General features: G+C 75.4%; 25 protein-coding genes. 14 read left to right on the top strand and 11 right to left on the bottom strand.

What is annotated here, in order from left to right; all coding sequences use genetic code 11:
- Positions 1-39: 39 nt before the first annotated feature.
- The 6 genes from pcaH to BLW63_RS01740 all read left to right on the top strand — a co-directional run bounded on the left by pcaH (position 40) and on the right by BLW63_RS01740 (position 4948).
- Positions 40-786 (top strand): protocatechuate 3,4-dioxygenase subunit beta, encoded by a 747-nt coding sequence (gene pcaH, locus BLW63_RS01765; RefSeq protein ID WP_091150793.1) that lies wholly within the window; start codon positions 40-42, stop codon positions 784-786.
- Positions 786-1442, top strand: a complete 657-nt coding sequence (gene pcaG / locus BLW63_RS01760) for a protocatechuate 3,4-dioxygenase subunit alpha (protein ID WP_091150791.1) — start codon at positions 786-788, stop codon at positions 1440-1442. Before pcaH ends, pcaG begins: the two co-directional genes overlap by 1 nt.
- Positions 1439-2779 (top strand): 3-carboxy-cis,cis-muconate cycloisomerase, encoded by a 1341-nt coding sequence (gene pcaB / locus BLW63_RS01755; RefSeq protein ID WP_091150789.1) that lies wholly within the window; start codon positions 1439-1441, stop codon positions 2777-2779. Before pcaG ends, pcaB begins: the two co-directional genes overlap by 4 nt.
- Positions 2776-3555, top strand: coding sequence for a 3-oxoadipate enol-lactonase (gene pcaD, locus BLW63_RS01750; RefSeq protein ID WP_091150787.1), 780 nt, complete (start codon positions 2776-2778; stop codon positions 3553-3555). Before pcaB ends, pcaD begins: the two co-directional genes overlap by 4 nt.
- A complete protein-coding gene (gene pcaC, locus BLW63_RS01745) occupies positions 3552-3956 on the top strand; it encodes a 4-carboxymuconolactone decarboxylase (RefSeq protein WP_091150785.1) in 405 nt (134 codons plus the stop codon). The genes pcaD and pcaC overlap by 4 nt, the downstream gene beginning before the upstream one ends.
- A gap of 104 nt (positions 3957-4060) precedes the next feature.
- Positions 4061-4948: an alpha/beta fold hydrolase gene (locus BLW63_RS01740; protein WP_170856588.1), complete on the top strand. Its 888-nt coding sequence runs from the start codon at positions 4061-4063 to the stop codon at positions 4946-4948.
- On the opposite strand, the gene pgi is transcribed toward BLW63_RS01740, so the two are convergent.
- Entirely contained in the window at positions 4915-6561 is a 1647-nt protein-coding gene (gene pgi, locus BLW63_RS01735; protein ID WP_091150781.1) for a glucose-6-phosphate isomerase, read from the bottom strand. The two genes, BLW63_RS01740 and pgi, sit on opposite strands and share 34 nt — an antisense overlap.
- Positions 6562-6670: 109 nt before the next feature.
- On the opposite strand from pgi, the gene BLW63_RS01730 reads away from it, so the two are divergent.
- Together BLW63_RS01730 and BLW63_RS01725 are read left to right on the top strand one after the other, a co-directional pair.
- Complete coding sequence (locus BLW63_RS01730) at positions 6671-8131, top strand: benzaldehyde dehydrogenase (RefSeq protein WP_091150779.1); 1461 nt, start codon at positions 6671-6673, stop codon at positions 8129-8131.
- A 488-nt stretch (positions 8132-8619) separates the two neighbouring features.
- A complete protein-coding gene (locus tag BLW63_RS01725) occupies positions 8620-9687 on the top strand; it encodes a hypothetical protein (RefSeq protein WP_091150777.1) in 1068 nt (355 codons plus the stop codon).
- A gap of 309 nt (positions 9688-9996) precedes the next feature.
- Here BLW63_RS01725 and BLW63_RS01720 read toward each other — a convergent pair whose 3' ends face one another.
- The 6 genes from BLW63_RS01720 to BLW63_RS01695 all read right to left on the bottom strand — a co-directional run bounded on the left by BLW63_RS01720 (position 9997) and on the right by BLW63_RS01695 (position 16629).
- Positions 9997-11496: an HNH endonuclease signature motif containing protein gene (locus BLW63_RS01720; RefSeq protein WP_091150773.1), complete on the bottom strand. Its 1500-nt coding sequence runs from the start codon at positions 11494-11496 to the stop codon at positions 9997-9999.
- A 207-nt stretch (positions 11497-11703) separates the two neighbouring features.
- The gene (locus tag BLW63_RS01715) at positions 11704-12951 is read right to left on the bottom strand and encodes an MFS transporter (protein WP_091150771.1); all 1248 of its coding nucleotides are present in this window, start codon (positions 12949-12951) and stop codon (positions 11704-11706) included.
- Between the two features lie 207 nt (positions 12952-13158).
- Entirely contained in the window at positions 13159-14010 is an 852-nt protein-coding gene (locus BLW63_RS01710; RefSeq protein ID WP_091150770.1) for a 5-oxoprolinase subunit C family protein, read from the bottom strand.
- On the bottom strand, positions 14007-14618 hold the full coding sequence (locus BLW63_RS01705) for a 5-oxoprolinase subunit B family protein (protein WP_091150768.1): 612 nt from the start codon (positions 14616-14618) through the stop codon (positions 14007-14009). Before BLW63_RS01705 ends, BLW63_RS01710 begins: the two co-directional genes overlap by 4 nt.
- Positions 14618-15370, bottom strand: coding sequence for a LamB/YcsF family protein (locus BLW63_RS01700; RefSeq protein WP_091150766.1), 753 nt, complete (start codon positions 15368-15370; stop codon positions 14618-14620). The genes BLW63_RS01705 and BLW63_RS01700 overlap by 1 nt, the downstream gene beginning before the upstream one ends.
- A 14-nt stretch (positions 15371-15384) precedes the next feature.
- Positions 15385-16629 carry an NRAMP family divalent metal transporter gene (locus tag BLW63_RS01695; protein WP_091150764.1) on the bottom strand — a complete coding sequence of 415 codons (1245 nt, stop codon included), beginning with the start codon at positions 16627-16629 and terminating at the stop codon, positions 15385-15387.
- A 263-nt stretch (positions 16630-16892) separates the two neighbouring features.
- On the opposite strand from BLW63_RS01695, the gene BLW63_RS01690 reads away from it, so the two are divergent.
- Entirely contained in the window at positions 16893-17681 is a 789-nt protein-coding gene (locus tag BLW63_RS01690; protein ID WP_091150763.1) for a putative hydro-lyase, read from the top strand.
- A gap of 82 nt (positions 17682-17763) precedes the next feature.
- On the opposite strand, the gene argG is transcribed toward BLW63_RS01690, so the two are convergent.
- The 3 genes from argG to BLW63_RS01675 all read right to left on the bottom strand — a co-directional run bounded on the left by argG (position 17764) and on the right by BLW63_RS01675 (position 20750).
- Positions 17764-19212 (bottom strand): argininosuccinate synthase, encoded by a 1449-nt coding sequence (argG, locus tag BLW63_RS01685; RefSeq protein ID WP_091150761.1) that lies wholly within the window; start codon positions 19210-19212, stop codon positions 17764-17766.
- Positions 19213-19284: 72 nt separating this feature from the next.
- On the bottom strand, positions 19285-19815 hold the full coding sequence (locus BLW63_RS01680) for a dihydrofolate reductase family protein (RefSeq protein WP_091150759.1): 531 nt from the start codon (positions 19813-19815) through the stop codon (positions 19285-19287).
- Entirely contained in the window at positions 19812-20750 is a 939-nt protein-coding gene (locus BLW63_RS01675; RefSeq protein ID WP_091150757.1) for a helix-turn-helix domain-containing protein, read from the bottom strand. The genes BLW63_RS01680 and BLW63_RS01675 overlap by 4 nt, the downstream gene beginning before the upstream one ends.
- 364 nt (positions 20751-21114) lie before the next feature.
- Between BLW63_RS01675 and BLW63_RS01670 the strand changes: the two genes are divergently transcribed.
- The 5 genes from BLW63_RS01670 (at position 21115) to BLW63_RS01650 (ending at position 25653) form a co-directional block, all read left to right on the top strand.
- A complete protein-coding gene (locus BLW63_RS01670; protein WP_091150754.1) occupies positions 21115-22065 on the top strand; it encodes a Gfo/Idh/MocA family protein in 951 nt (316 codons plus the stop codon).
- Between the two features lie 79 nt (positions 22066-22144).
- Complete coding sequence (locus tag BLW63_RS01665) at positions 22145-23257, top strand: zinc-dependent alcohol dehydrogenase (protein WP_091150752.1); 1113 nt, start codon at positions 22145-22147, stop codon at positions 23255-23257.
- A 4-nt stretch (positions 23258-23261) separates the two neighbouring features.
- Entirely contained in the window at positions 23262-24470 is a 1209-nt protein-coding gene (locus BLW63_RS01660) for a glycosyltransferase (RefSeq protein WP_091150751.1), read from the top strand.
- A gap of 108 nt (positions 24471-24578) precedes the next feature.
- On the top strand, positions 24579-24971 hold the full coding sequence (locus tag BLW63_RS01655; RefSeq protein WP_091150749.1) for a DUF2849 domain-containing protein: 393 nt from the start codon (positions 24579-24581) through the stop codon (positions 24969-24971).
- A gap of 160 nt (positions 24972-25131) precedes the next feature.
- On the top strand, positions 25132-25653 hold the full coding sequence (locus BLW63_RS01650) for a DinB family protein (protein ID WP_211516965.1): 522 nt from the start codon (positions 25132-25134) through the stop codon (positions 25651-25653).
- Between the two features lie 11 nt (positions 25654-25664).
- Here the strand turns inward: BLW63_RS01650 and BLW63_RS01645 are convergent, their stop codons facing one another.
- Positions 25665-26450 (bottom strand): hypothetical protein, encoded by a 786-nt coding sequence (locus BLW63_RS01645; RefSeq protein ID WP_091150747.1) that lies wholly within the window; start codon positions 26448-26450, stop codon positions 25665-25667.
- Positions 26451-26475 lie beyond the last annotated feature (25 nt).

Raw genomic sequence — 26475 nt, 5'->3', positions numbered from 1 at the left:
GCTTGGGCAGGGTAGCCCCACGGCCCTACGGTCCAGGACATGACCGGGACCACATCGGAGGGCAGGCTGGTCCTGCCGCCCTACGTGCGTGAGGACGCCCCCCTGCGCACCCCCGTCGGCTTCCCCGACTACCGGAGCACGGCGTTGCGCGCGCCGCTGCGGACGCCGGTCGACCTGCCGCACCGGCTCACCGAGGTCACCGGCCCCGTGCTCGGCGAGGACCGGGTGCAGGCCCGGGACGCGGACCTGACGCTGCGCAACGGCGGCGAGGCGATCGGCCAGCGGATCCTCGTGTACGGCCGGGTGCTCGACAGCAACGGCCGCCCGGTGCCCGACGCGCTGGTGGAGGTGTGGCAGGCCAACGCGGCCGGCCGCTACCGGCACGTCGTCGACAACTGGCCCGCTCCGCTGGACCCGCACTTCGACGGGCTGGGCCGGGTCGTGACCGACGGCCTGGGCCGCTACGAGTTCATGACGATCCGGCCCGGCGCCTACCCGTGGGGCAACCACCACAACGCCTGGCGCCCCGCGCACATCCACTTCAGCCTCTTCGGCCGGGCGTTCACCCAGCGGCTGGTCACGCAGATGTACTTCCCGGACGACCCGCTGTTCGGCCAGGACCCGATTTTCAACGCCATCCCCGCGGCGGCCCGCCACCGGGCGATCAGCCGGTACTCCCTCGAGCGCACGCAGGACAACTGGGCGCTGGCCTTCGAGTGGGACATCGTGCTGCGCGGCACGGACCAGACCCCGTTCGAGACCGACGACGACGGAGACGTGGCCTGATGACCGTGGATCCCCTGGACGTCCCGCCGGACCCGGCCACCCCCTTCCAGCCCCGGTCGGGGCGGCGGGGCACCGGCTTCCTCACCGAGCCCCTCCGGCTGGGCACCACCCCGAGCGCCACGGTCGGCCCGTACCTGGCCATCGGCCTGAGCTGGCCGGACGGCGCCTGGGCCGCGGCCGAGGGCACCGAGGGCGGCATCTGGATCCGCGGCCGGGTGTTCGACGGCGCGGGCGACCTCGTCCCCGACGCGATGGTCGAGACCTGGCAGGCCGACCCGGACGGCGGCTTCTCCTCGCCCGAGGACCCCCGCGGTGCGGCGTCGTACCCCGGCTTCCGCGGCTACGCGCGGGTGCAGACGATCGACCCGCCGGGCGAGTTCGGCGTCTTCACGCTCAAGCCCGGCCGGGTCCCCGACGGCGAGGGCGGCCTGCAGGCGCCGCACGTCGACGTCTCCGTCTTCGCCCGCGGCGTGCTCGACCGGGTCGTCACCCGGGTGTACTTCGCCGACGAGGCCGAGGCCAACGCGCAGGACGCCGTCCTGCGGAGCGTGCCGGAGGACCGCCGGGAGACGCTGATCGCCACCCCGACCGACGACGGCTACCGCCTCGACATCCACCTGCAGGGCGACCGGGAGACGGTGTTCTTCGCCGTATGAGCCTGCTCTCCGGGACCTTCGCCCGCGGCGGGGCCGCGACCGCCGTCTCCGACGACGCCTGGTTCCGGGCGCTGCTCGCCGTCGAGGCGGCGCTCGCCCGCGCAGCGGCCCGGACCGGGCTGGTGCCCACCACGGCGGCCGACGCGGTCACCGCCGCCTGCGCGCACCCCGAGCGGCTCGACCTGGCCACCGTGGTCGCCCGGGCCGCGGACGCCGGCAACCCGGTGCCGCCGCTGGTGCGGGTGCTGCAGGACGCGGTCGGCGAGCGCGACGCGGTCGCCGTCCACGTCGGCGCCACCAGCCAGGACGTGCTCGACACCGCGCTGCTGCTGATGGCCCGGGACGCGATCGCCGCGGTCGACGCCGACCTGGCCGCCGCCGCGGAGACCGTCGCGGGGCTCGCTCGTACCCACCGGGACGACGTGCTGCCCGGGCGCACGCTGCTGCAGCAGGCGCTGCCCACGACCTTCGGGCTCAAGGCCGCCGGCTGGCTGGCCGGCCTGGACGGCGCCCGGCTGCGGCTGGCCGAGGTGGTCGCCGAGCTGCCGGTGCAGTACGGCGGGGCGGTCGGCACGCTGGCCGCCAGCGGCGGGGCCGGGGTCGCGCTGCGGGCGGCGCTGGCCGAGGAGCTGCAGCTGACGAGCACCGCCGTCCCGTGGTTCACCGTCCGGCTGCCGGTCGCCGACCTGGCCGGCGCGCTGGGGGCCGCCGCGGGCGTGGTCGCCACGGTGGCGGTCGACGTCGTGCTGCTCGCCCAGACCGAGGTCGCCGAGGTGGCGGAGGTGGGCGAGGGGCCTGCTGCTCAACGGCGTGGCGGGTCGTCGGCGATGCCGCACAAGCGCAACCCGGTCGCCGCCATCTCCGCCCGGGCCTGCGCCCGCCGCGCGCCGGGGCTGGTGGCCACGCTGCTGTCGGCGATGGAGCAGGAGCACGAGCGGGCCGCGGGCGCCTGGCACAGCGAGTGGCCGACGCTCACCGAGCTGCTCACCACCGTCGGCTCGGCGGCGTCCTGGCTGGCCGAGAGCCTGCGCGGGCTGCGGCCGGACGCCGCCCGCATGGCTGCCACCGCCGCGGCCGCCGCCGAGGGCCCGCTGGCCGGCGCGCTCGCCGAGGCGCTGACGCCCACCCTCGGCACGGGGGCCGCGCACGACGCCGCGGCCGCCGCCGTCCGCGAGGCCCGCGACACCGGCCGCCCGCTCGCCGAGGTCGTCGCCGCCCGCACCGACCTCGACGTGCGGGCCGTGCTCGCCGCCGGTAGACCCGACGTCGGCGAGGCCGGTGCCCAGGTGGACGCCGCGCTGGCCGAGCACGCCGCACTCACGGAGGGACGTCCATGACAGCCGTCGAGGTCTCGTACACGTTGGAGGGACCGGCCGACGCGCCGGTCGTCGTCCTGTCCAACTCGCTCGGGGCCACCCGCGGCATGTGGGACCCGCAGGTGCCCGCGCTGGCCGAGCGGTACCGGGTGGTCACCTACGACACCCGCGGCCACGGCGACTCGCCGTCCCCCGCGGGGCCCTGGTCGCTCGACGACCTGGTGGACGACGTCGTCGCGCTGCTCGACCGGCTCGGCGTGCAGCGGGCGCACGTGGCCGGGCTGTCCCTGGGCGGGATGACGGCGCTGCGGCTCGCCGCGCGCGAGCCCGCCCGGGTGGAGCAGCTGGTCGCCCTGGCCACATCGGCCAAGCCGGACCCGCAGGGCTTCCTCGACCGGGCCGTGGCGGCTCGCGCCGGCGGCACCGCGCCGCTGGCGCCGACGGTGGTGAGCCGCTGGCTGACGCCGGGGTACGCCGCCGAGCACCCGGACCTGGTGGCGCGGCTCGAGGCGATGATCGTCGCGGCCGACGACGAGGGCTACGCGCGGTGCTGCGAGGTCGTGGCGGCGGTCGACCTGCGGGAGGACCTGGGCCGGATCACCGCCCCGACGCTGGTCGTGTCGGGCGCCGAGGACCCCGCGCTGCCGCCGCCGCACCAGCAGGCCATCGCCGAGGGCATCGCGGGCGCCTCGCTGGTGTCGGTGAGCCCGGGCGCGCACCTGCCCAACCTCGAGCAGCCGCTGGAGGTCACCGGCGCGCTGCTGGGGCACCTCGACGCCGTAGGTGGGCACGCGTGACCGAGCTGCCCGGCACGGACGACGAGCGCCGCGCCGCCGGCATGCGCACCCGCCGGGAGGTGCTCGGCGACGCCTGGGTCGACCGCGCGGTGGCGGGCACGACGCCGTTCACCGCCGACTTCCAGGACTTCATCACCCGGGTGGCCTGGGGCGACGTCTGGCAGCGGCCGGGCCTGTCCCGCCGCGACCGCAGCCTCATGACGCTGTCGATCACCGTCGCGCTGCGCCACTGGGACGAGTTCGCGCTGCACGTGCGGGCGGCGAAGAACAACGGCCTGTCCGACGAGGAGATCGCCGAGGTCATCCAGCACGCCGCCGTCTACGCCGGCGTGCCCGCGGCCAACCACGCGTTCAAGGTGGCCGCGCCGATCCTCGAGGAACTGCGAGGCAGGTCCGACTGAGTCGCCCCCCGCGAGCCGTCGGCACCTCCTGCGGGCCCATCGCCCGTGCCACCATCGCCCGATCGCGCCACGGCGGACGCGACAGCTCCGATGAGGGGATGGGCATGCCCGACGTCCGGACGACGGCCGACGACCCGCGCAGGGGCGCCTTCGCGAACGGCATGGAGTACCTGACCTGGGGGCACGGGCCGAGGAAGCTGCTGTCCATCCAGGAGGGGCCGGGCAGCTCCGTTCCCGAGGGATCGATGGCCCGGCTCATGGTGCGCCTGCACCGGCCGTACGTCGATGCGGGCTTTGCCGTCTGGATCGTCACCCGCCGGCGGGACATGCCGGCCGGGCACACCGTGGCCGACATGGCCGACGACTACGCGGCCCTCATCGCGGCGGAGTTCGGGGGCCGGGTGGACCTCGTCGTCGGGGAGTCCTACGGCGGGATCGTCGCGCAGTACCTGGCCGCGCGGCACCCCGAGCGCCTCGAGCGCGTCGCCCTCGTCGTCGCCGGCTGCGAGGTCAGCCCGTGGGGCAAGGACGTGGACTCCCGCCTGGCCACGGCCCTCGCACGGCGGGACACGACCGGCTGTGGCATGGCGTTCGGCGAGTACGTCCTGCCGGGGCGCCGCCTGCGCTGGCTGCGCCGGCTGGCGGCGCCGCTGATCGGGCGGGCCCTGTTCGCCGAGGAGCAGTGCCCGCCGGGCGACGTCCTCACCGAGCTGCGGGCGGAGGTGGAGTTCGACTCCCGGGAGGTGCTCCCGACGATCCGCATCCCCGTCCTGCTGGTCTCGGGGAGTCGCGACCGGTTCTTCCCGCCGGCGGTGATCGAGGAGACCGCCGCCCTGATCCCGGAGTGCACGGTCGTCCGCTACGAGGGCAAGGGGCACCTCGGGGTCGGCATGGACAAGCGGGTGGCCGGCGACGTGCTCGCCTTCGCCGGCCTGCAGGAGCCGGCGAGCGACCGCCGTCAGGCGGGGCGGCCGCGGCCCTCGCGCAGGTAGCGGACCAGCGCGTTCGTCGAGGAGTCGGAGTCGTACTCCGGCGCCGACCCGCTCTGCAGCTTGGGCGCCAGCTGGTTGGCCATGACCTTGCCCAGCTCCACGCCCCACTGGTCGAACGAGTTGATGCCCCACACGACGCCCTGGGTGAAGACCCGGTGTTCGTAGGCGGCGACCAGCTGCCCCAGCACCGACGGCGTCAGCTTGGGCGCCACGATCGCGTTGGACGGGTGATTGCCCGGCATGACCTTGTGCGGGACGACGTCGCCCGCCGTGCCGTCCGCGGCGACCTCCTCGGCCGTGCGGCCGAAGGCCAGCGCGCGGGGCTGGGCGAGGAAGTTGGCCAGGAACAGGTCGTGCATCGAGTCCAGGTCCCTGTCATGAGTGAGATCGTTGGGCTGCGCGAACCCGATGAAGTCGGCCGGGACGAGCAGCGTGCCCTGGTGCAGCAGCTGGTAGAAGGCGTGCTGGCCGTTGGTGCCCGGCTCGCCCCAGACGATCTCCCCGGTGGCGACGTCGACCGGTGAGCCGTCGAGGGTGACCGACTTGCCGTTGGACTCCATGCACAGCTGCTGCAGGTAGGCCGGGAAGCGCGCCAGGTACTGCGAGTAGGGGAGCACCGCCTGGCTCTGCGCGCCGAAGAAGTCGACGTACCAGACCGAGATCAGCCCGAGCAGGGCCGGCAGGTTCTCCCCGTACGGCGCGGTGCGGAAGTGCTCGTCGATCGCGTGGAAGCCGTCGAGCATCTCGCGGTACTGCTCCGGCCCGATCGCCACCATGAGCGAGAGCCCGATCGCCGAGGTGAACGAGTAGCGGCCGCCGACCCAGTCCCAGAACCCGAACATGTTGGCGGTGTCGATGCCGAATTCGCTGACCTTCTCGGCGTTCGTCGAGACGGCGACGAAGTGCTTCGCCACCGCCTTCTCGTCGCCGCCCAGCCCCTCCAACAGCCAGCGACGGGCCTCCTTGGCGTTGGTCAGCGTCTCCTGGGTCGTGAAGGTCTTCGACGCCACGACGAACAGCGTGGTCGCCGGGTCGAGGTCCCGGGTGGCCTCGGCCAGGTCGGTCGGGTCGATGTTGGAGACGAAGCGGAAGGTCAGCGACCGGTCGGAGTAGTCGCGCAGCGCCAGGTAGGCCATGGCCGGGCCGAGGTCCGAGCCGCCGATGCCGATGTTGACCACGGCGCGGATCCGCTCGCCGGTGTGTCCGGTCCAGGCCCCGCCGCGCACCCGGTCGGCGAAGTCGGCCATCCGGCCGAGCACCTCGTGCACCTCGGCGTTGACGTCGTGCCCGTCCACGTCGAGGCCGCCGGTGCGCGGGTCGCGCAGCGCGACGTGCAGGACGGCGCGGTCCTCGGTCGGATTGATGTGCTCGCCGCGGAACATCGCCTCGGTGCGCTCGCGCAGCCCCACCCGCTCGGCCAGGGCGGCGAGCAGCCGGACCGTCTCGCGGGTCAGCCGGTTCTTGGAGTAGTCGAGGTACAGGTCGCCCGCGGTGACCACCAGGTCGGTGCCGCGCTGCGGGTCCTCGGCGAACAGGTCGCGCAGGTGGCGGTCGCCCACCTCGCGGTGGTGCTCGGCGAGCGCCTGCCACTCCGCGCTGTCGCTGGTGCCCATGGACCCCTCCTGCTCCCGGCCGACGGATCGGCTGCCGTGCCTCCTACCCTGCCGGGAGGCGAGCCGCGGGGCGACCCCAGGTCCCGCCCGCCCCGACGAGAGGACAGGCATGGCACTGCTGGACGACGGCGCGTGGCAGGGGAAGGTCTGGACGGGCGCGTGGACCGACGGGTCGGGCGGCACGTACGACGTCGTCGAGCCCGCGACCGGGGACGTCGTCGGCGCGGTCGGCCGGGCCACCCCCGAGGACGTCGCCGTCGCCGCGGACCGCGCCGCCGAGGCACAGCGGGCGTGGGCGGCGCTGCCGTTCGAGGACCGCGCCCGGGTGCTGCGCCGCGCCGGGGAGGTGCTCGAGGCCTCCGCCGACGAGATCAGGGGGTGGCTGGCCCGCGAGACCGGCGCCATCCAGCCGTTCGGCGACTTCCAGGTCCACACCACCGCAGCCGAGTGCTACGAGGCCTCGGCGCTGCCCAGCCACCCGTACGGCGAGCTGCTGCGCACCGGGGCGCCCCGGCTGTCCTTCGCCCGCCGGGTGCCGGCCGGCGTGGTCGGCGTCATCGCGCCGTTCAACGTGCCGACCATCCTGGCGATCCGGGCGATCGCGCCGGCGCTGGCGCTGGGCAACGCCGTCGTCCTCAAGCCCGACCCGCGCACCGCCGTCTCCGGCGGCGTCCTCTTCGCCCGCGTCTTCGAGGAGGCCGGGCTGCCGGCCGGCGTCCTGCAGGTGCTCCCTGGGGGCGCGGACGTCGGCGAGGCGCTGGTGACCGCCCCGCCGGTGCGGGTCATCGCCTTCACCGGCTCGACCAGGGCCGGCCGCGCGGTCGGCGCGCTGGCCGGGCAGCACCTCAAGCGGGCGCACCTGGAGCTCGGCGGCAACTCCGCGCTCGTCGTGCTGCCCGACGTCGACGTGACCGCGGCGGCCTCGGTGGGGGCGTGGGGCACCTTCGCCCACCAGGGCCAGATCTGCATGGCGACCAGCCGGCACCTCGTGCACGAGTCGATCGCCGAGGAGTACACGCAGGTCCTCACCGAGAAGGTCGCGAAGCTGCCCGTCGGGGACCCGTTCCGTGATGAGGTCGCCCTCGGCCCGCTGATCGACGCCGGCCAGCGGGACCGCGTGCACGGCCTGGTGCTGGCCAGCGTCGACGCAGGCGCGACCGTGCGCACCGGCGGGGAGTACAACGGCCTGTTCTACCGGCCCACCGTGCTCGGCGACGTGCCGGTCGAGGCGCCGGCGTACCGCGAGGAGATCTTCGGCCCGGTCGCCCCGGTGACCGCGTTCTCCACCCTCGACCAGGTGGCGGAGCTGGCCCGCGGCACCGAGTACGGGCTGTCCCTGGGCATCCTCACCCGCGACGTCTACGCCGGCCTGCAGCTGGCCGAGCGGATCCCGTCGGGCCTGGTGCACATCAACGACCAGACCGTCAACGACGAGGCCGTGGCCCCCTTCGGCGGAGTCGGGGCGTCGGGCACCGGCTCCCGGCACGGCGGTCCCCAGGCCAACATCGAGGCGTTCACCGAGACCCAGTGGGTGACCCTGCGCGGCGACCTGCCCGCCTATCCCTTCTAGGGACACGTGAGGCGACGCCGCCCTGGAGGCGGTTCGAGGGACAGCCGGCGGTGCCGGTCCGCGTGGCCGTCAGTCGCGCCGCAGCAGCGTGGGCCGCACGCCAGGTCGTCCGGAGCGCCACCGGACGAGTCGGGCAGCCTGCTGTCGGTGCGGTTCCGGCCGCATCCGCTCAGCGGCACGCTGGACGAGCTCTGCGGTCGTAGGGTCCGAGCCGGGAGCGACGCTGAGGGTGACGTCCTTGTGACGGAACGGTGACGGACACTGCCCATGATCGTCCCGCGCTCTGTTCTCGTGGACCGCCGCAGCGGCCACCCAGTGCAGCCGCTCGGGGAGGGGCACGGATGTCGAGCTCACCAGCGCCACCCGGTCCACCGGAGCGGACCCGGGACCTCCCCTGGCCGCTGGGGCGTCGCAGTGGGACGCGCTTCAGCCGCGGCGGTGGACGCAGCTGGTCCCAGGAGATCGAGACCAGGACTGCGGCCCTGCGGATGCGACTGGAGACGATCCGCGATCGCCGTCCGCCCCCCGGCGCATCCGAGGCCGAACGCACGGCCATCTGCAGCGGCGTCGAAATCCTGATCGCGAGCGCGGAGCGCGCCGCTCGCGGCGAGGAACCGCAGTACGGGCTCATCCGCAGTTGGTGGCGGGGAACGAGCATCGAGGCCGCCTTCCGCAAGTCCCACCAGGCAGAGGCCGAGTTGGCCAAGCTGTACGCCGACGTCGAGGTCGAGGCCGAGGTCCCGGCGGCCGTGGCGCGGACCCAGGTGGCCTTGAACCGGGACGACCCGATGCGGGAGGCGGCCTGCCATCTCCTCCACATGCCTCCGGGCCCGGGCCGGAGACTGCTGCTGGCCAAGGTGATCCAGGTCGGCCACGAGGCGGCCGACGGCGCGCACACGCGGATACGCAACTTCCGCAACATCCTGCTGTCGACGACGGGCTGCATCGCCGTCCTCGTGCTCGTCTTCTCCGGCGTCGTCACCGCGGAACCGACCAGCGTTCCGCTGTGCTTCCAGCCGCAGGACTCCCCCGTGGCCTGCCCGACGGGTGACGGGCCGGATCAGCGGCCGGGCGGCCTGGACGTCGTCGTGGTGGCGATGCTCGGCCTGCTGGGCGGTTCGCTGGCTGCGGCGGTCTCGATCCGCAACCTGCGGGGTACTTCGACGCCTTACGACATCCCGATCGCGCTGGCGCTGCTCAAGGTCCCCGCGGGTGCGTTGACCGCGATCGGCGCCCTGATCGCCATCCGCGGTGAGTTCGTCCCGGGACTGAGTGCGCTGGACTCGCAGGAGCAGATCCTCGCCTATGCGCTGATCTTCGGATACGCGCAGCAGCTGCTCACCGGGCTCATCGACAGGCAGGCGCTCGGTCTGCTCGACTCGGTGCCGAGCAAGGACGTCGAGCAGAGTCGGCCACCGCTGCCGGCGCAGAGCCCGCCTGCCTCTTGGCCGTCCGGGCCTCCCAACGGTCGGACGACCGTCATCCCCACGAGCACTCACGTGCCCGACACGGGAGCACCCGTCCCCGACCCGGCGCTGCCAACCGCGACGGCGTGACCGGCCCGACGGATCACACGGTGGTGAGCGCCGTCCGTACCCCCACGCGGGGGACGAGCAGATCCATGGCAGCGATCCTGCCGTTGACGTCGTCCATCAGCACCGCCCCCCGGTCCCGGAGGGGAAGGGGCGGCACTCGGCACCACCAGTCCGACGTGGCGAGCACCACGTCCCGTGGCCCGAGGTGTCGCGACCGTGGCCCCAGCCGGTGTGCTCCCATGGGCGGCGCCGTCGGCTGGTCGCCGTGTCGGTTCGTCGACATGGCGACCAACCGACACGGCGACGAACCGACACGGTGGTCCCAGTCAGTCAGAAGGGCGGGGGATCGGCGTCCTGTGGAGGAGGGGGCCATCGTGGAGCGCCGTTCCTCTCCGGCGGGTCGGGTGCCGGTGGTCGCATGCCGGGTGGCCGGGTGGTGCGGGTGACGCCGGAGGGGGTGGTGACGTGCAGGGTGCCGTCGTCGTCCATGACGAACCGCCAGCCGCGGGCGAGGGTCTTGAGCCGGTGGTGGGAGCGGCACAGGCAGCACAGGTTGGCGCAGTCGGTCGCGCCGCCGTGCGCGTGCGGGATCACGTGGTCGCGGTCGGCCCAGCCGACGCGCTGCCCGCAGTGGGGAAAGCGGCAGGCCCGGTCGCGGGTGGTGACGAAGGCGTGCTGGGCCGCGGTGGGGGTGTAGGCGCCGGTCGCCGGCGGCCGGTCGAGCAGCGGGCAGCCACAGTCGCCGTGGGGGTGCTGCCGGCAGCCGCGGCGGGCCAGCCGGCGCAGCTGGTCGAGGGTGGCGGTGGCGCGCAGTGCGCCGTCGGCGTCGGTGAGCGCGCAGGTCAGTGTGCCGCCCTCGGGGGCGCGCAGCTCCAGCGTGCCAAGCTGGGTGAGCAGCTCGCGCAGCGCCGCGGCGGTGATCGGCTGCCCGTTCACCTCGCCGGGCCGGTCGGTGCGGCCGGCCAGTGCGTCCAACGCGGCGGCGATGGTCAGCTGCGCGGTGACGCCGGGGAGGCCGGTGTGCCAGGGGCGGCGGATCAGGTCGGCGAGCACTGCGGCGCGCAGCTGCCCGATCGGGCGGGGATCGCCGTCGGCCTTGAGCATCCCGGCCAGCCGATCGACCACATCGAGGCACTCGGCGGACACCGGGGTGGGCAGGTCCGCGGCCAGCGTCGACATGCCCTCCAAGGGTGAGGGGTAGCTGCGCACGTCGGCGGACCGCTGCGCCGCCTCCCGCCGCTGATCCACCGCCTCGCTGTCGAGCTCGAGCAGCAGTGCCAGCGACCGTGCCCGCAGCCGCCCGGTGGACAGCTGCGTGGCCTCGGGCAGCAGCCGGGCCTCCACCTGACGGGCGACCGCCGGAGACGTCGGGCCGAGCACGTCGGCGAGCACCCTGGCCCGCGGCTCGTCCAGCGCCCCCTCGGCCAGCGCCGCCCAGGTGGCGGGCAGCCGCGCGCGGTAGGTCCAGGCCCGCTGGGCCAGGTGGGCGGCGGTGCGGCGGCCGCAGTTGAGCACCACCGCCAACTCGGCGGTGAAGAACTGCGACACCCCGGGCAGCTCGGGCTCCGGCGCCCACGACCCCGTCTTCGCACCCGGCTGGTCCGGCGGCGGGTCGAGGGTGTCGGGGGTGTCGTCGGCCAGCCCCAGCACCAGCTCGGCCTCGTAGGCGGCGTCCATCGTCTTGCGGGCCTGCAGCCGCTGCAGCTCCGCCGCCTTCTCCGCACGGGTCAGCGCGCCCACCGGCAACCGGGCAGTGGTCGGCGGGCGCTCCAGCAGCCGGCCGACCAGCGCCGCCTCGATCGGCGTGCGCAGCGAACCGGCTGACGTCATGATCCGAACATACGTACGAGGCATGACAGTCCTGGGTCCGTGGCCAGCACGTTTGCGAGAAAGCCGGAAGGCGGAGCGGCCGTCCGACCTGCAGCGTCGCTCTCCTCGAATCGCTCTGCCAGCCACGGGTCGGCGTCACGCGGCGTCAGAGTCGCGCAGCGTCACAGGGCCACCACCCGGCCGAGACACCACCGGGAGTCTTGGTCCTCAATGGCGGGCCTCCGCAGGACGGTCGGCGTCCGTCGTCGGCTCCGTCACGAGTCGGGGTCGGCCGGCGTACAGCCCGGCCGCCAGTTGGAGCACCTGCAGGACTGCCAGCACGGTGAGCCCCGTCCGCCACCCGCCGGTCGCGTCGTGCAGCAGGCCGACGGCCAGCGGGCCGGTCGCGGCGAGCAGGTACCCGACGCTCTGCGCGGCCGCCGACAGCCGGCCGGTCTGGGCGACGTCCCGGGTGCGCACCAGCACCAAGGTCAGGGCCAGCGGGAACGCCGTCCCCGTGCCCAGGCCCCACAGCACCGCCCACACCGCCGGGGCGGCCGTGGGGGCGAGGAGCAGCCCGACGATGCCGACGGCCGACAGCAGCGTCGCGCCCACTACCCAGCCGACCTGGGACCGTGCCCGCGCCGCCAGCGGCGGGACGACCAGCGCGCAGGGCGCGCCGAACGCGGCCGCGACGGCCACGAGGGCCCCGGCGCGCACCGCGGACGTGCCGGCGTCGTCCTCCAGGACGTCGGCCATCCAGGTGAGCATCACGTAGAAGGCCAGCGACTGGAGGCCGAAGAACACCGTCACCGCCAGCGCCACCCGGTCGCGCAGGACGGCGACCACCGGCGGCCGGGCCGCCCGCGAGCCGGCCGCGGGCCCGCGGCGCCGGGCCAGCAACGTCATCGCGGCCGCCGCGACCAGCACCGGTGCGAGCCACACGGTCAGCCCGGCGACCGCGCTGCCGGTCGCCGTCGTCAGCGGCTGGGCCAAACCGGCGCCCAGGCTCGCCGACAACCCCATCGACGCGGTCGCCGCGCCCAGCACCGGTGCGGCGCGGTCGCCGTACGCGGCCCGGGCGGCCGCCGGGACGAGCACGTTGCCCACCGCGATGCCGGCCGACAGCAGCACGGTGCCGGCGTAGAGCCCCCAGGTCCCCGCGGTGCGCAAGGCGATGCCGGCGGCGAGCACGGCCAGCCCGGCGAGGACGGCGCGCTGGACGCCGAGCCGGGCGGCCAGCGCGGGTGCGACGGGGGAAACGAGGCCGAAGCAGACCAGCGGGAGCGCAGGCAGCACCGACAGCGCGGCCTGCGGCACGGAGAGCTCGGTGCCGAGCTCGCTGAGTACCGGGCCGACGGCGGAGAAGGGCCCGCGCAGGCACAGGGCGGCCAGGACGAGGGCGGCGGCGGGTGCGAGCACCGCCCACCACCGGCGGGGGGAGCCGGTTCGGGTCGCCGGGTCGGCGGTCTGCACGCGCGTTCCTCCAGGGGTTCTGGGACGGCTCATCGTCGCGCAGCGCCCGCTGGTCGCTCGAACCCTCCCCGGGAGAGGTCTACGGGACGACGACCGCGCGCGCCGGCCTCGTCGACGTACTCCTGGTCGTGTCGGTCCCCGACCGGCGCGGGACCGCGGTCAGCAGCCGGGCCTGGGCCGGGTGCTGGGGGTGCCCGGGGCAGCCGGTCAGCGGGGGACGACGTCGCCGCGGAACCGGAGGGTCTGGCCCGGGCGCAGCTGGCCGCAGCGGTCGACGTCGGCGTCCTCGACGTAGCCGATGACCGGGTAGCCGCCGGTGACGGGCGGGTCGGCGAGGAAGAGCACCGGCTGCCCGGACGGCGGCACCTGCAGCGCCCCGCGCACCATGCCCTCGCTGGCCAGCTCCCCGGAGCGGGTCCGCTCCAGGGCGATCCCGGAGAGCCGCAGCCCGATCCGGTTGCTCTCGCCGGTGACCTCCCACGGGGTCCCGGTCAGCGCGCGCAGCGCCTCCGCGCCGAACCAGTCGGTGCGCGGACCCGGCAGCACCCGCACGGTCACCTCCCCGCCGGGCGGGTCGGGCACCGGCGCGAGGTCGACCCCCGGCATCGGCGCGGTGGGCTCGCCGACGGGCAGCACGTCGTCGGGGGAGAGCACCGGCGGGCCCAGACCGGCGAGCAGGTCGGTCGAGCGGCTGCCGAGCACCGGCTCGACGGCGACGCCGCCGCGGACGGCGACGTAGGTGCGCAGCCCCGTCGGCGGCTGGCCCAGCCGCAGCTCGGCGCCCGCCGGCAGCGACACCGGGGCATTGTGCGCGACCGAGCAGGGGGCCCCGGTCGTCGTCACCACGAGGTCCGCGCCGGCCCGCAGGACGAGCCCGCCGAGGGTCACCTCGAGCACCGCGGCGTCGGGGTCGTTGCCCACGAGCCGGTTGGCCAGCCGCATCGCGGCCCGATCGCAGGCCCCGGACCGGCCCACGCCGAGCGCGCCCTGCCCGGGCCGGCCGCCGTCCTGCACGGTGGTCAGCGGGCCGGTCGCCAGCACGGTCAGCGTCCGGTTCACGTGACCTCCGTGAACCGCACGCGGACGCCGGGGCGCAGCAGTGCCGCGGGGTCCCGCTCGACGTCGAAGACGGCGACGTCGGTGCGGCCGATGAGCTGCCAGCCGCCCGGAGACTCCCGCGGGTAGACGCCGCTGAACTCCCCGGCGAGTGCCACCGAGCCCGGCGGCACCCTCGTCCGCGGGCTGTCCCGGCGCGGGACGTGCCACGGCTCGCCGTCGGGGGTGAGGTAGCCGAAGCCGGGGGCGAAGCCGCAGAAGGCGATGGTCCACTCGGTGCCGGTGTGCCGGCGCACCACCTCGCCGGGGTCCACGCCCAGGTGGGCGGCGACGTCGCCCAGGTCGGCCCCGTCGTAGACGACCGGCAGCTCGACCAGCTCACCGCCCTCCCGCCGTCCGGTGCGGGGCGGAGTGCGCCGGACCGCCTGCTCCACGGCGGCGAGGGTCGTCACCGCCGGGTCGGTCACGAGCAGCACGGTGCGCGCCGCGGGGACCACGTCCACCACCCCCTCGACCGGCTCGGCCGTGAGGGCGGCGTACAGACCGAGGACCTCGTCGAGGCCGTCGACCTCGACCAGCAGCGCGGTCGACCCGCTGGGCAGGACGCGCATCAGGCGGCGAAGGGCGCCAGCGCGACCCCGGCCGCGGTCAGGGCCTCGCGCACCTGCCGGGCGATCGCGACCGCGCCCGGGGTGTCGCCGTGGACGCAGATCGACTCCGGCGCGAGCCGCAGCAGACCGCCCTCGACGTCGGTGACCGGCTCGCCGGTGGCCATCGCGACGCAGCGGCGGGCGATCTCCTCGGCGTCGTGCAGCACCGCGCCGGGCAGCCGCCGGGAGACCAGCGTGCCCTCGGGGGTGTACTCGCGGTCGGCGAACGCCTCGGCCACCGTCGTCAGGCCGGCCTCGTCGGCCAGCCGTAGCCAGGTCGACCCGGGCAGCCCCAGCACCGGCAGCTCGCGGTCGTAGGCGACCACCGCCCGCACCACCGCCGCTGCCTGCTCCTCGTGCGTGACGATCGTGTTGTAGAGCGCGCCGTGCGGCTTGACGTAGCGCACCCGCGAGCCGGCGACCTTGGCGAACGCCTCGAGCGCGCCGATCTGGTAGAGCACGTCGGCGGTCAGCTCGTCGGGCTCCACGTCGATGAAGCGGCGGCCGAAGCCGGCGAGGTCGCGGTAGCCCACCTGCGCGCCGATCGCGACGCCGGTCTCCGCCGCCCGCGCGCACACCCGCTGCATGATCGACGGGTCGCTCGCGTGGAAGCCGCAGGCCACGTTGGCGCTGGTGACGACGTCGAGCAGCGCCTCGTCGTCCCCCAGCCGCCACTGGCCGAAGCCCTCGCCGAGGTCGGAGTTCAGGTCCATCCCGACAGCCTCCCCTACGAGAACAGCGCGATCACCGGGCGGATCGAGTTGATGGCCAGGTAGAGCGTCAGCAGCCAGGCCGCCCATCCGACGACGAGCAGCCAGCGCGGGTAGCGGTACCCGTGCAGCAGGTCCGACCGGCGGGTGGCCACCCAGAGGATGACGGCGATCCCGATCGGCAGCAGCAGCCCGTTGAACGCGCCGGCGAAGACCAGCAGCGTGGTCGGGGCGGCGCCGAGGAGGAGGAAGGCCAGCGTGGTGACCGCGATGAAGCCGACCACCAGCAGCGTGCGGGTGCGGTCGCTGGTGCGGGTGCGGGAGGTGACGAAGGAGATCGTGGTGTAGGAGGCGCCGATGACGCTGGTGATGGCCGCGGCCCACAGCACGACGCCGAAGACCCGCAGCCCGACCTCGCCCGCCGCCGCCTGGAAGGCGTTGGCCGCCTGGTTCTCGGTGCCCAGGTCGGCACCACCGGCCACCACGCCGAGGATGGCGAGGAAGAGGACGACCCGCATGATCCCGGTGATCACGATCCCGGTGACCGAGCCGCGGGTGATGTCGCGGACGTGCTCCCGGCCGGTGACCCCGGAGTCGAGCAGCCGGTGCGCGCCGGCGTAGACGATGTAGCCGCCGATCGTGCCGCCGACCAGCGTGGTGATCGCCAGGAAGGAGACCTCCTCCGGGAGGACGACGTTGCGCAGTGCCTGGCCCACCGGCGGGCCCGAGGTGATCGCGATGTAGGCGGTCAACGCGATCATCAGCAGGCCGAGGACGACGACGATCCGGTCGACGGCGACGCCTGCCCGGCGGCTGAGGAAGATGCCGATGGCGATGACGGCGGAGATGGCGCCGCCGATCCTCGGGTCCAGCCCGAGCATCGCGTCCGTGCCGAGACCCGCGCCGGCGACGTTGCCGATGTTGAACACCAGCCCGCCGATCAGCAGGAAGGCGGCCATCACCCAGCCGAGGCCCGGGGCGACGAGGTTGCCCAGCTCCTGGGCCCGCCGGCCGCTCACGCCGATCACCCGCCACACGTTCAGCTGCAGCGCGATGTCGATGACGATCGAGACGGCGATCGCGAAGGCGAACGCCGCGCCCAGCTGGACGGTGAAGGTCGTCGTCTGGGTGATGAAGCCGGGGCCGATGGCCGAGGTGGCCATGAGGAACATCGCGCCGAGCAGGGTCGACCGCGTGCCCGCGGCCATGCGGCTGCTGGACGGAGCGGTGGTGGCGGGAGCAGGTTCGTGGCTCTGCGACATGGGCTTCTCCACGATGGCGGGGGTCCGACGCTAGGGGCCCCTGCAGGCAGCGGCAATGCGAGGCCGGACGGCGTTCCGTTGGCGGCGGCGACCGGCCGCTCGGGGACGATCATGGAGTCGGCGCGGCGACACGTGGGGCTCGTCCGCGTGTCACCCCCGTGGCTCCATGATCATCCGCGAGGTCGGACAGGGCAGTGGGCCAGGACAGCAGAAGGGGGACCTGCGGCCGAGCCGGGCGGGAGTGGGCGGAGGACCATGGGGGCATGACGATGCTGCTTCCAGCCGCCGATCCCGTCGGGGCGCGTGCGCAGTACCGCGCGGGCCTGGCCGTCCCGTCGTCCGGCTGGGCGCCCGGCTACACCCAGGCCAACCTCGTCGTCGTCCCGCAGGACTGGGCCTACGACGTCCTGCTGTTCGGGCAGCGCAACCCGAAGCCGGTGCCCCTGCTCGACGTGACCGACGCGGGGTCGACGTCCACCGCGCTGGCGCCGGGGGCCGACCTGCGCACCGACCTGCCCCGCTACCGGGTGTGGCGGGACGGGGAGCTGGTCGACGAGCCGACCGACGTGGTCGACCTGTGGCGCGACGACCTGGTCGCCTTCCTCATCGGGTGCAGCTTCAGCTTCGAGACGGCGCTGCTGGACGCGGGTGTGCCGGTGCGCAACATCGAGCAGGGCCGCAACGTGTCGATGTACCGCACCAACCGGGCGTGCCGCCCCGCCGGCCGGCTGTCCGGGCCGCTGGTGGTGTCCATGCGACCGGTGCCCGGCGAGCTGGTGGCCGCGGCGGTGCTGGTGACCGCCCGGATGCCACAGGTGCACGGCGCGCCGGTGCACGTCGGGGCACCCGAGGCCCTGGGCATCGCCGACCTCGGTGCGCCCGACTTCGGCGACCCGGTCGAGCCCGCCGAGGGCGACGTCCCGGTGTTCTGGGCCTGCGGGGTCACGCCGCAGGCGGCGCTCATGGACTCCCGGCCGCCGTTCGCGATCACCCACGCGCCGGGGCACATGTTCGTCACCGACGTCCCCGACGCGGTCTACCGCGCGACGTGACGACCGGCCCTTCGGCGCGTGACGGTGGCCCCCCTGCAGGGCCCCGCCGCGAGCTTGCGAGCGGTGGGGGGGCAGGGGGTCCTTAATCCGTGCCGGACTCCATCGCGGCGCGGTCGAGCAGCAGCTCGTCCTCGGCGACCGTCCCGCGGGAGGCGATGGTCTCCGCGCCCCCGGCGTCCATCGCGCCGATCAGCCCGGTGGAGGCGGCCTGCGCGGCGCCGATGAGCTGCGGGTGCCCGCTGCCGACCATGCCGAGGGCCGCGTACTGCTCGAGCTTGGCCCGGGAGTCGGCGATGTCGAGGTTCCGCATGGTGAGCTGGCCGATCCGGTCCGAGGGGCCGAAGGCGGAGTCCTCGGTCCGCTCCATCGACAGCTTGTCCGGGTGGTAGCTGAAGGCCGGGCCGGTGGTGTCGAGGATCGAGTAGTCCTCGCCGCGCCGCAGCCGGAGCGTGACCTCGCCGGTGACCGCCGTCCCGACCCAGCGCTGCAGCGCCTCCCGGAGCATCAGCGCCTGGGGGTCCAGCCAGCGGCCCTCGTACATGAGCCGGCCGAGCCGGCGGCCCTCGCTGTGGTAGGTGGCGAGGGTGTCCTCGTTGTGGATGGCGTTGACCAGCCGCTCGTAGGCCGCGTGCAGCAGGGCCATGCCGGGGGCCTCGTAGATGCCGCGGCTCTTGGCCTCGATGACCCGGTTCTCGATCTGGTCGGACATGCCCAGCCCGTGCCGGCCGCCGATCGCGTTCGCCGCGAGCACCAGGTCGACGGCGCTGTCGAACGTCTTGCCGTTCACCATCACCGGGCGGCCCTGCTCGAAGCCGATCGTCACGTCCTCGGGCTCGATGTCGACGTCCGGGTCCCAGAACCGCACGCCCATGATCGGCTGCACGATCTCCACGCCGGTGTCGAGGTGCTCGAGCGCCTTGGCCTCGTGGGTGGCACCCCAGATGTTGGCGTCGGTGGAGTAGGCCTTCTCCGCGCTGTCCCGGTAGGGCAGGCCGTGCGCGATCAGCCACTCCGACATCTCCTTGCGGCCGCCGAGCTCGGTGACGAAGTCGGCGTCCAGCCACGGCTTGTAGACCCGCAGCGAGGGGTTGGCCAGCAGGCCGTAGCGGTAGAACCGCTCGATGTCGTTGCCCTTGAAGGTCGAGCCGTCGCCCCAGATCTGGACGTCGTCCTCGAGCATGGCGCGGACCAGCAGCGTGCCGGTGACCGCGCGGCCCAGCGGGGTGGTGTTGAAGTAGCTGCGGCCGCCCGAGCGGATGTGGAACGCCCCGCAGGTCAGGGCCGCCAGGCCCTCCTCGACCAGCGCCGCACGGGCGTCGACGAGCCGGGCGACCTCCGCGCCGTAGGCGGCGGCGCGCCCGGGCACCGAGCCGATGTCGGGCTCGTCGTACTGGCCGATGTCGGCGGTGTAGGTGCAGGGCACCGCGCCCTTGTCGCGCATCCACGCGACCGCCACGGAGGTGTCGAGGCCGCCGGAGAAGGCGATCCCGACGCGTTCGCCGACAGGCAGGGAGGTGAGCACCTTGGACACCCGAAGAAGTATGCACGACCGTGAATGGTCATGCGTCGGCGGGTCCACCAGGTGCGGGACGCCTCGGCCACGTCACGTCCGGACGACGTCGTAGCGGATGCAGACGAACTCGCCGTTGACCGCCTCCTCGGTGCGGACCAGCTCCAACCGGCGCGGCAGCAGCGGCGCGCCGCCGCCGAGGGTCACCGGGGCGATGGACACGACCACCTCGTCGAGCAGGCCGCGGTCGGCGAACTGGCCGGCGAGGTCGCCGCCGCCGACGACCCACACGTCGCGGTCCCCGGCGGCCGCGACCATCTCCGCGTGCACCTCGGCGACGTCGGCGGCGGTGAACCGGACGTCGGCGCCCGGGGGAGCGGGGAACTGCCGGTGGGTGAGGACCCAGGCCGGGACGGTGTAGGCCCACGCCCCCGGGTCGTGCTCCTGCACCCACTGGTAGGTCGTCGCGCCCATGACCAGCGCGCCGACCCGCTTCTCGAACTCCGCGTACCCCATCGGGCCGTGCTCGTCGGAGTGCCGGGAGAGCAGCCAGTCCAGCGAGTGGTGCTCGTCGGCGATGAAGCCGTCGAGGCTGGTCGCGGTGTAGTAGACGGTGCGCGTCATCGGTCCCTCCTGGTCAGCCACTCGATGGGGTCCCCGGTGTCGACGGCCAAGCCGGCGTCCCGGAGCAGGTGGCGCACCAGCAGCCGCCGGTGCGCCGAGAACGTGAGGACGTGGGCCACGACGCTGCCGAGGACGAACGTCTCCGGCGGCTCGCACAGCGCGTCGACGAGCCGGTCGCCCCAGGCGCCGCGGCGGGCGACGTCCCGGACGGCGGCCAGCCAGCGGGGCGCCACAGCGTCGTGCCGGGCCAGCAGGGACGGCGGGTCGTCGGGGCCGCGGGCGGGGGAGCCGGCGCCCTCGATCGAGGCCAGCCACACCTCCTTGGCCCACACCAGCGCGCCCAGCACGGCGGCCACCGACTCCTCCGGGCCGTCCCAGGCCAGCACCGACAGCCCGGGCAGCCGGGTCCGCCGGTACTCGTCGTCCGGAAGGGCCTTCGCGACCTCGAGCAGGGCGCGGGTGTCCTCGACGTCGTGGTGCACCAGCAGGGCGGTCACCTCGTCCGGTGTGCCGCGCCGGCCCTCGTCGGCGACCCACAGCGAGGTCGGCGGGTGGAAGTGGATGCCGTTGGGTGCGGGCAGCCAGTGCTCGTCGCGGGTGCGCGGGTGGCCGTCGTCCGACGTGCCGGGGGAGCGGCCGTAGGCGCGGGCGAACGCGCGGGCGAAGCCCTCCACCGACTCGTAGCCGGCGGCGAAGGCGGCCGCCGTGACGCTCGACCCCTCGCGCAGCTGCCACGCCGCCCGCTCCAGCAGCACCCGTCGTCGCAGGGCCACCGGCGGCTCCCCGGCACCCCGGCTCACCTGCCGGGCGAAGTACCAGGGGCTGGCGAAGGCGTCGCCGGCCATGTCGGGCAGCGTGCGGTTGTCCTCGTCGAGGACGGCGTCGAGCAGTTCGCGGAGGCGGTCCCGTCCGGGGAGGGGGTCGTCGTCGGCCACGTCAGCGAGTCTGGTTGGGGACGGCGCTCCCGCGCCCGACCGTTCTTGCCCTCCTGCCCCACTGCCGGCCCGGTGTCATGTGGAGGCCGCGGCGGAGCGGGTGCCCGACCCGGCCGCGGTGGACCTGGCGGCGACCGTCCTCGGTCTCACCCCCGGGCGCTGACCGGCCCGCCACGCAGGGGTTCGCGGCGACGTCCGCACTGCACCGTCAGCGCAGCGCGAGCCCCCGCCCGGGGCGCGGCTGTCCGGGTCCAGGCCGAGCTAGCGGAGCAGGTCGGCGTCCCGCCCGCCCGTCCGGCCGGCGGACGCGGGCGCTCCGGGGGCTGGAGGGTTGCCGCCCGGCCGGGCCGGGCAGGAGGCCGGCATGACGACGAGGATCGGCCTGGTCGGGGCCGGGTTCATCGCCGGGCGGCACGTCGACGTGCTCACCTCCATCGAGGGCGTGACCGTCGCCGGGATCGCCGACCCGCGCGCCGACCGGGCCGAGGTGCTCGCCGCCCGCGCGGGGGCGGCGGCCTACGCGCACTGGGCGGACCTGCTCGACGTGGAGCGGCTCGACGCGCTCTGGGTCTGCGTCCCGCCGCACGCGCACGGCGAGGTGGAGACGGCGGCCGTCGAGCGCGGATTGCCGCTGTTCGTGGAGAAGCCCCTCGCGACCGACCTCGGCACCGCGGCGGCGCTGGCCGACCGGATCGACGCCGCCGGGCTGCTGACCGCGGTCGGCTACCACTGGCGCTACCTCGACACCCTGGAGCTGGCCCGCGAGCTGCTCGCCGGGGCGCCGGCCCGCCTGGTGCTCGGCACGTGGCTGGACCGGGCGCCGCGGGTCGACTGGTGGGCGCGGCAGGACGGCTCGGGCGGGCAGACCGTCGAGCAGGCCACCCACCTCTTCGACGTCGCCCGGGTGCTGGTCGGGGAGGTCGAGGCCGGCTGGGCCACCGGCTCGCGCTCGCCCGACGGGCCCGGCGACATCCTCGACGTCTGCACCGCCGCGCTGCGCTTCGACAGCGGCGCGGTCGGGTCCTTCTCCAACAGCTGCCTGCTGCCCCGCGCGCACCGGATCGGCGTCGAGCTGGTCGCCCCGGGCCTGGGCCTCTGGCTCACCGAGCACCAGCTCGTGGTCACCGACGACGACGGCGAGCGGGTGGTCGACCGCGACGTCGACCCCTTCGAGGCCGAGGACCGCGCCTTCGTGGCAGCCGTCCGCGGCGAGGGGGACGACGTCCGGACGCCGTACCGCGAGGCGCTGCGCACCCACCGGCTGGCGGTTGCCGTGGCCACCGCGGCCGCCGACGGCGGGACGGTGCGGCTGTGAGCGGACAGAGGAGTGAGCATCGCAGCGAGCGCCAGCGAGCGAGGAGCGGAGCGCCTCGCGGTAGCGAACGGGGGACATCGTGAGCCGCGCGGTCCGCACCATCGGCGTCGCCGCGCCCGGACAGCCGGCGATCCTGGACGTCGACGAGCCCGACCCCGGTCCCGGGCAGGCCTGGGTGCACACCGAGTGGAGCGGGATCAGCGCCGGCACGGAGGTCGCGCTGGTCCGCGGCACCGACCCGCACCACCTGCTGCACTGGGACCCCGAACTGCGCTCGTTCGACGATGTCGGGCCGCCGGCCGCCTACCCGGTGACCGGGCTGGGCTACATGGAGGTCGGCCGGGTCACCGAGAGCCGCACCCCCGATCTCGAGGAGGGCCGGCTGGTCGCGATGGCCTACGGGCACCGCACCGGCACCTGCGCCGACCCGTCGGTCAAGCCGGTCATCCCGGTGCCCGACGACCTCGACCCGCTGCTGGGCGTCTACCTCGCGCAGATGGGCCCCATCTGCGTCAACGGCCTGCTGCACGCCGCCGCCGACGTCGCCGGACCGCGCGCGGGCGTCGACGCCGGGGTGCGCGACCGGCACGTGCTGGTCACCGGCGCCGGCGTCATCGGGCTGCTGACCGCGATGCTCGCCGTCCGGCACGGCGCCGCGGACGTCGTCGTCGCCGAGCCCTCCGCCGAGCGGCGGGCGGTCGCCGAGGCGCTGGGGTTGACCACCCTGCCCGACCCTGCCGCTGACGAACCCGCCCACCCGGCGTGGCGGGCGGTCAAGGAGCGCTGGCGGCACGGGCCGGGGGACGCCGGCGCCGACGTCGTCCTGCAGTGCCGCGGACACGACGCCGCGCTGGCCACCGGGCTCAAGGCGCTCCGCCCGCAGGGCACCGTCGTCGACCTCGGCTTCTACCAGGCCGGCGCCGAGGCGGTGCGGCTCGGCGAGGAGTTCCACCACAACGGCCTGGCCGTGGTGTGCGCGCAGATCAGCCGGGTGCCGCCCGGCATGGCCGGCGCCTGGCCGCGGACGGCGCTGGCGCAGGTCACCCTCGACCTGCTGCGCGAGCGGGGGCCTGACATCCGGACCCACGTGGTCACCGACGTGCTGCCGTTCGAGGAGGGCCCCCGGCTGCTGGCCGACCTCGCCGGCCGGCGGCTGGCAGCGCCACCGCTGCAGGCCGTGCTGCGGTTCTGACACCGTGCGGGTGCTGCTCGTCGGCAACCACTGGACCCAGGGGCCCGGCGGTGCGGAGACGATGCTGGTCCTCACCGCGGACCTGCTGCGGGCGGCCGGGCACGAGGTGGTGCCCTTCGCCGTGGCCGAGGAGCGCACCCTGCCCACGCCGGTGCGCTCGGCCCTGCCGCCGGCGGCGGGGGCCGGCGCGCGCACCCGGTTCGGCGAGGCCTGGGCGGGCGTGTGGTCGCCGTCGGCGTACCGGGCGCTGGCGCGGGTGGTCGACGAGGTGCGGCCGGACGTCGCGCACGTGCACCACGTCTTCGAGCGGCTGACGCTCTCGGTGCTCGACGCGCTGCAGGGCCGGGGCGTCCCGACGGTGATGACGCTGCACGACTACAAGCCGGTGTGCCCGAACTTCCGGCTGTTCACCGAGGGCGCGCCGTGCACCCGCTGCCTGTCCGGCGGCTACTGGCAGGTGGTGCGGCACCGCTGCCTCGAGGGCTCGCCGTGGCGGTCGGTCGCCGCGGCGGTGGACTCCTACGCCGCCCGCGCCCGCGGCGTCTACGACCGGGTGGACCGGTTCGTGGCGCCCAGCGCGTTCCTCCGCGACCGGGTGATCGAGGGCGGCCTGCCGGCCGACCGCGTCGAGGTGCTGCCCAACCCGGTGGTGGCGGGGTCCCCGCGGCCGGCGCGCGCCGAGCCGCCTGCCGTCCTGTACGCCTCCCGGCTGGTCGCGGAGAAGGGGGTGCACACGCTGCTGGACGCCGCCGCGCGGCTGCCGGCCGGCGTGCGGGTGCGGCTGGCCGGGTCCGGGCGGCTGGAGCGCGCGGTGCGTGCCCGCGTCGTGGCGGAGGGGTTGCCGGTCGACGTCCTGGGCCCGCTGCCGCCCGACCGGGTCGCCGCCGAGCTCCGAGCCGCGGCGGTCGCCGTGCTGCCGGCGCTGTGGTGGGAGAACTGCCCGATGGCGGTGCTCGAGGCCGCGGCGCAGGGAGTGCCGGTGGTGGCCGCCGCGGTGGGCGGCGTCCCCGACCTGGTGGACGACGGCACCACCGGGCTGCTGGTGCCACCCGGGCACGCCGCCGCGCTGGCCGGCGCGCTCACCCGGCTGCTGTCGGACCCCGCGGAGGCCGACCGGCTGGGTCGTGCAGGGTGGGCGCGGGTCCGCTCCCGGCACGACCCCGCGGCGCACGTGGCGGCGGTGCAGGAGGTCTACCGGCGTGTCGCCCGGTGAGTCGTTCCGGACTCCCTTGTCCCGCAACAGGGGAGGCGGGACCCTGCCTCCATCGTCGCTGACGCCGGGTGGACCGGGCTGCCGCGGCGGCTCGGGGAGTGGGTCGTCATGAAGTGGGCGGCTATCGTCGTGCTCGGTTTCGTGCTGGAGGTCGGGGCGGTCATCTGGCTGGCGCGGGCCAACACCGCCCGGTGGGAGCGCGACCACCGCGCCGCCCGGGCGGCGATCAGAGCGCGCGAGGAGGCGGGGCTGCGGCTGCGGGCGGCGGCACTCGTGGCGCAGCACGTGCCGCACCCGCACCTGGTGCACCTGCCGCACGTCCACCTGCCGCCGCGCGTGGTCGACCGGCTCGCGCACACCCGCGGCACCCTGCACCGCCCGCACCTGCACCTGCCGCACCTGAACCTGCACCTGCCCTGGCGTCGCACGGAGGTGTCCGAGGCGCCGGCGGCCGGGCCGGACGACGTGAGCACGTCGTCGCAGGAGCAGCCCACGCCGTAGCCGCACGGTCCGGGCCGCGGTGTGTGCACGCACCGCCGTCCGGATGCGCTCGGGCTCGCGATGCGTGCACACGCGGCGCCCGACCCCGGCAGCCGACGACCGGGCCGCGCACGTCCGGTGCGGCAGGCTGCCGCGGCAGACGCCGGACGAGGAGGTGGGCGTGACGCCCGAGGACGACCGCACCGAGCCGCCGCTCACCGGGGACAAGGGCACGCTGCTGACCGGCTTCCTGCGGTTGTACCGGCAGACGCTGGCCTGGAAGTGCGCAGGCCTGACGCCGCAGCAGCTGGCGACCCGCGCCGTCCCCACCTCGGAGCTCACCCTGCTCGGTCTGGTCCGCCACCTCGCGGCGGTCGAGACCGGCTGGCTGGTCGGTTTCGGCGGGCTGCCGGACGACCTCTGGCCCGACATGGTCCGCGACCGCGACGAGCAGTTCCGGGTCGACCCGGGCACCGTCACGCAGGACGACGTCGACGCGGCCTGGGCGACCTGGCACGCCGTCACCGAGGCGGTCGGCACGGTGGTCGACCGCCTCCCGCTCGACACCGCGGACCGGCCGTGGCGCCGGGACGACGAGTTCTCGCTGCGCTGGATCCTGCTGCACCTGGTCGAGGAGTACGCGCGCCACAACGGCCACGCCGACCTGCTGCGCGAGGCCGTCGACGGCGTCACCGGCGAGTAACCGGCCGCCCGCTACGCCGGGAAGGGAAGGGGCAGGTCCGCGGTCTCGGGGCGCACCCGCGGCCGCTGCGCCCCCCGCTCCGCCCACCGCGCGGCCCGGCGCGCCGCCTCGTGCCGGTCGGCCGCGCGCCGCGCGTGCAGCGCCCGGGCCTCCGCCGTGCCTGGCGCCTCCAAGCCGTCGGCGGTGAGACGGCAGGCGCTCAGCCGCACCCAGCGCGTCCCGCCGCCGACGTCCCGGACGCCGACGAGGAGGCCGGTGCCGTGCCGCCGGACCGCGTACGCGACGCCCCGGACGGCGAGCTCGGTGTCCCCGGCCGCCTCGGCCGCGGGCCCGTACAGCCAGGTCACGTGCCGCACCCGTCGGCGGCACCGGTCGTCGCGCTCGCGCCAGGCGGTGTCCCCGACCGGCGCGAGCTGGACCACGACCGCGCTCCCGACCTCCGGCACAACGACGAGCAGGCCGCCGCTCCCGGGGACCTCCTCGAACCGCGGGCGGAGACCCTCCGCGGCGAGCCACGCTCCCAGGGCCCGCCGGTGGCGGAGCGACTCGTACGCCGGCCCGGCGTCGGACGCGGCGAAGGCGCAGGGCACCTCGCCGGTGTGGCGGAAGCGCGGCCGGGCGCCGTCCCGCACCTCCAGGACGAGCCGGCCGCCGCAGCCGCCGGCCTCGCGGGAGCACCAGAAGTCGCTGCCGGGGCGTAGGCCGAGCACGCGGGCGGCTGTCCCGTCCTCGGGCAGCGCGACGGCGGCCGTACCCGCCGGCCCATCGGTCACCGCCCACCGCAGCTCGATCACCACGCCGCGACGGTAGGTGCGGGGTCCG

The organism is Geodermatophilus africanus (genome assembly GCF_900107105.1).
In the GTDB taxonomy this organism is placed as follows: Bacteria; Actinomycetota; Actinomycetes; order Mycobacteriales; family Geodermatophilaceae; genus Geodermatophilus; species Geodermatophilus africanus.
This window is presented reverse-complemented; position numbering and strand designations above follow the sequence as displayed.

Excerpts from the sequence above, each read along its gene's own strand:
- pcaH (WP_091150793.1), top strand. The coding sequence starts at position 40 with ATGACCGGGACCACATCGGAGGGCAGGCTGGTCCTGCCGCCCTACGTG.
- pcaG (WP_091150791.1), top strand. The coding sequence starts at position 786 with ATGACCGTGGATCCCCTGGACGTCCCGCCGGACCCGGCCACCCCCTTC.
- pcaB (WP_091150789.1), top strand. The coding sequence starts at position 1,439 with ATGAGCCTGCTCTCCGGGACCTTCGCCCGCGGCGGGGCCGCGACCGCC.
- pcaD (WP_091150787.1), top strand. The coding sequence starts at position 2,776 with ATGACAGCCGTCGAGGTCTCGTACACGTTGGAGGGACCGGCCGACGCG.
- BLW63_RS01740 (WP_170856588.1), top strand. The coding sequence starts at position 4,061 with ATGCCCGACGTCCGGACGACGGCCGACGACCCGCGCAGGGGCGCCTTC.
- pgi (WP_091150781.1), bottom strand. The coding sequence starts at position 6,561 with ATGGGCACCAGCGACAGCGCGGAGTGGCAGGCGCTCGCCGAGCACCAC.
- BLW63_RS01730 (WP_091150779.1), top strand. The coding sequence starts at position 6,671 with ATGGCACTGCTGGACGACGGCGCGTGGCAGGGGAAGGTCTGGACGGGC.
- BLW63_RS01725 (WP_091150777.1), top strand. The coding sequence starts at position 8,620 with ATGCGACTGGAGACGATCCGCGATCGCCGTCCGCCCCCCGGCGCATCC.
- BLW63_RS01720 (WP_091150773.1), bottom strand. The coding sequence starts at position 11,496 with ATGACGTCAGCCGGTTCGCTGCGCACGCCGATCGAGGCGGCGCTGGTC.
- BLW63_RS01705 (WP_091150768.1), bottom strand. The coding sequence starts at position 14,618 with ATGCGCGTCCTGCCCAGCGGGTCGACCGCGCTGCTGGTCGAGGTCGAC.
- BLW63_RS01700 (WP_091150766.1), bottom strand. The coding sequence starts at position 15,370 with ATGGACCTGAACTCCGACCTCGGCGAGGGCTTCGGCCAGTGGCGGCTG.
- BLW63_RS01695 (WP_091150764.1), bottom strand. The coding sequence starts at position 16,629 with ATGTCGCAGAGCCACGAACCTGCTCCCGCCACCACCGCTCCGTCCAGC.
- BLW63_RS01690 (WP_091150763.1), top strand. The coding sequence starts at position 16,893 with ATGACGATGCTGCTTCCAGCCGCCGATCCCGTCGGGGCGCGTGCGCAG.
- BLW63_RS01680 (WP_091150759.1), bottom strand. The coding sequence starts at position 19,815 with ATGACGCGCACCGTCTACTACACCGCGACCAGCCTCGACGGCTTCATC.
- BLW63_RS01670 (WP_091150754.1), top strand. The coding sequence starts at position 21,115 with ATGACGACGAGGATCGGCCTGGTCGGGGCCGGGTTCATCGCCGGGCGG.
- BLW63_RS01655 (WP_091150749.1), top strand. The coding sequence starts at position 24,579 with ATGAAGTGGGCGGCTATCGTCGTGCTCGGTTTCGTGCTGGAGGTCGGG.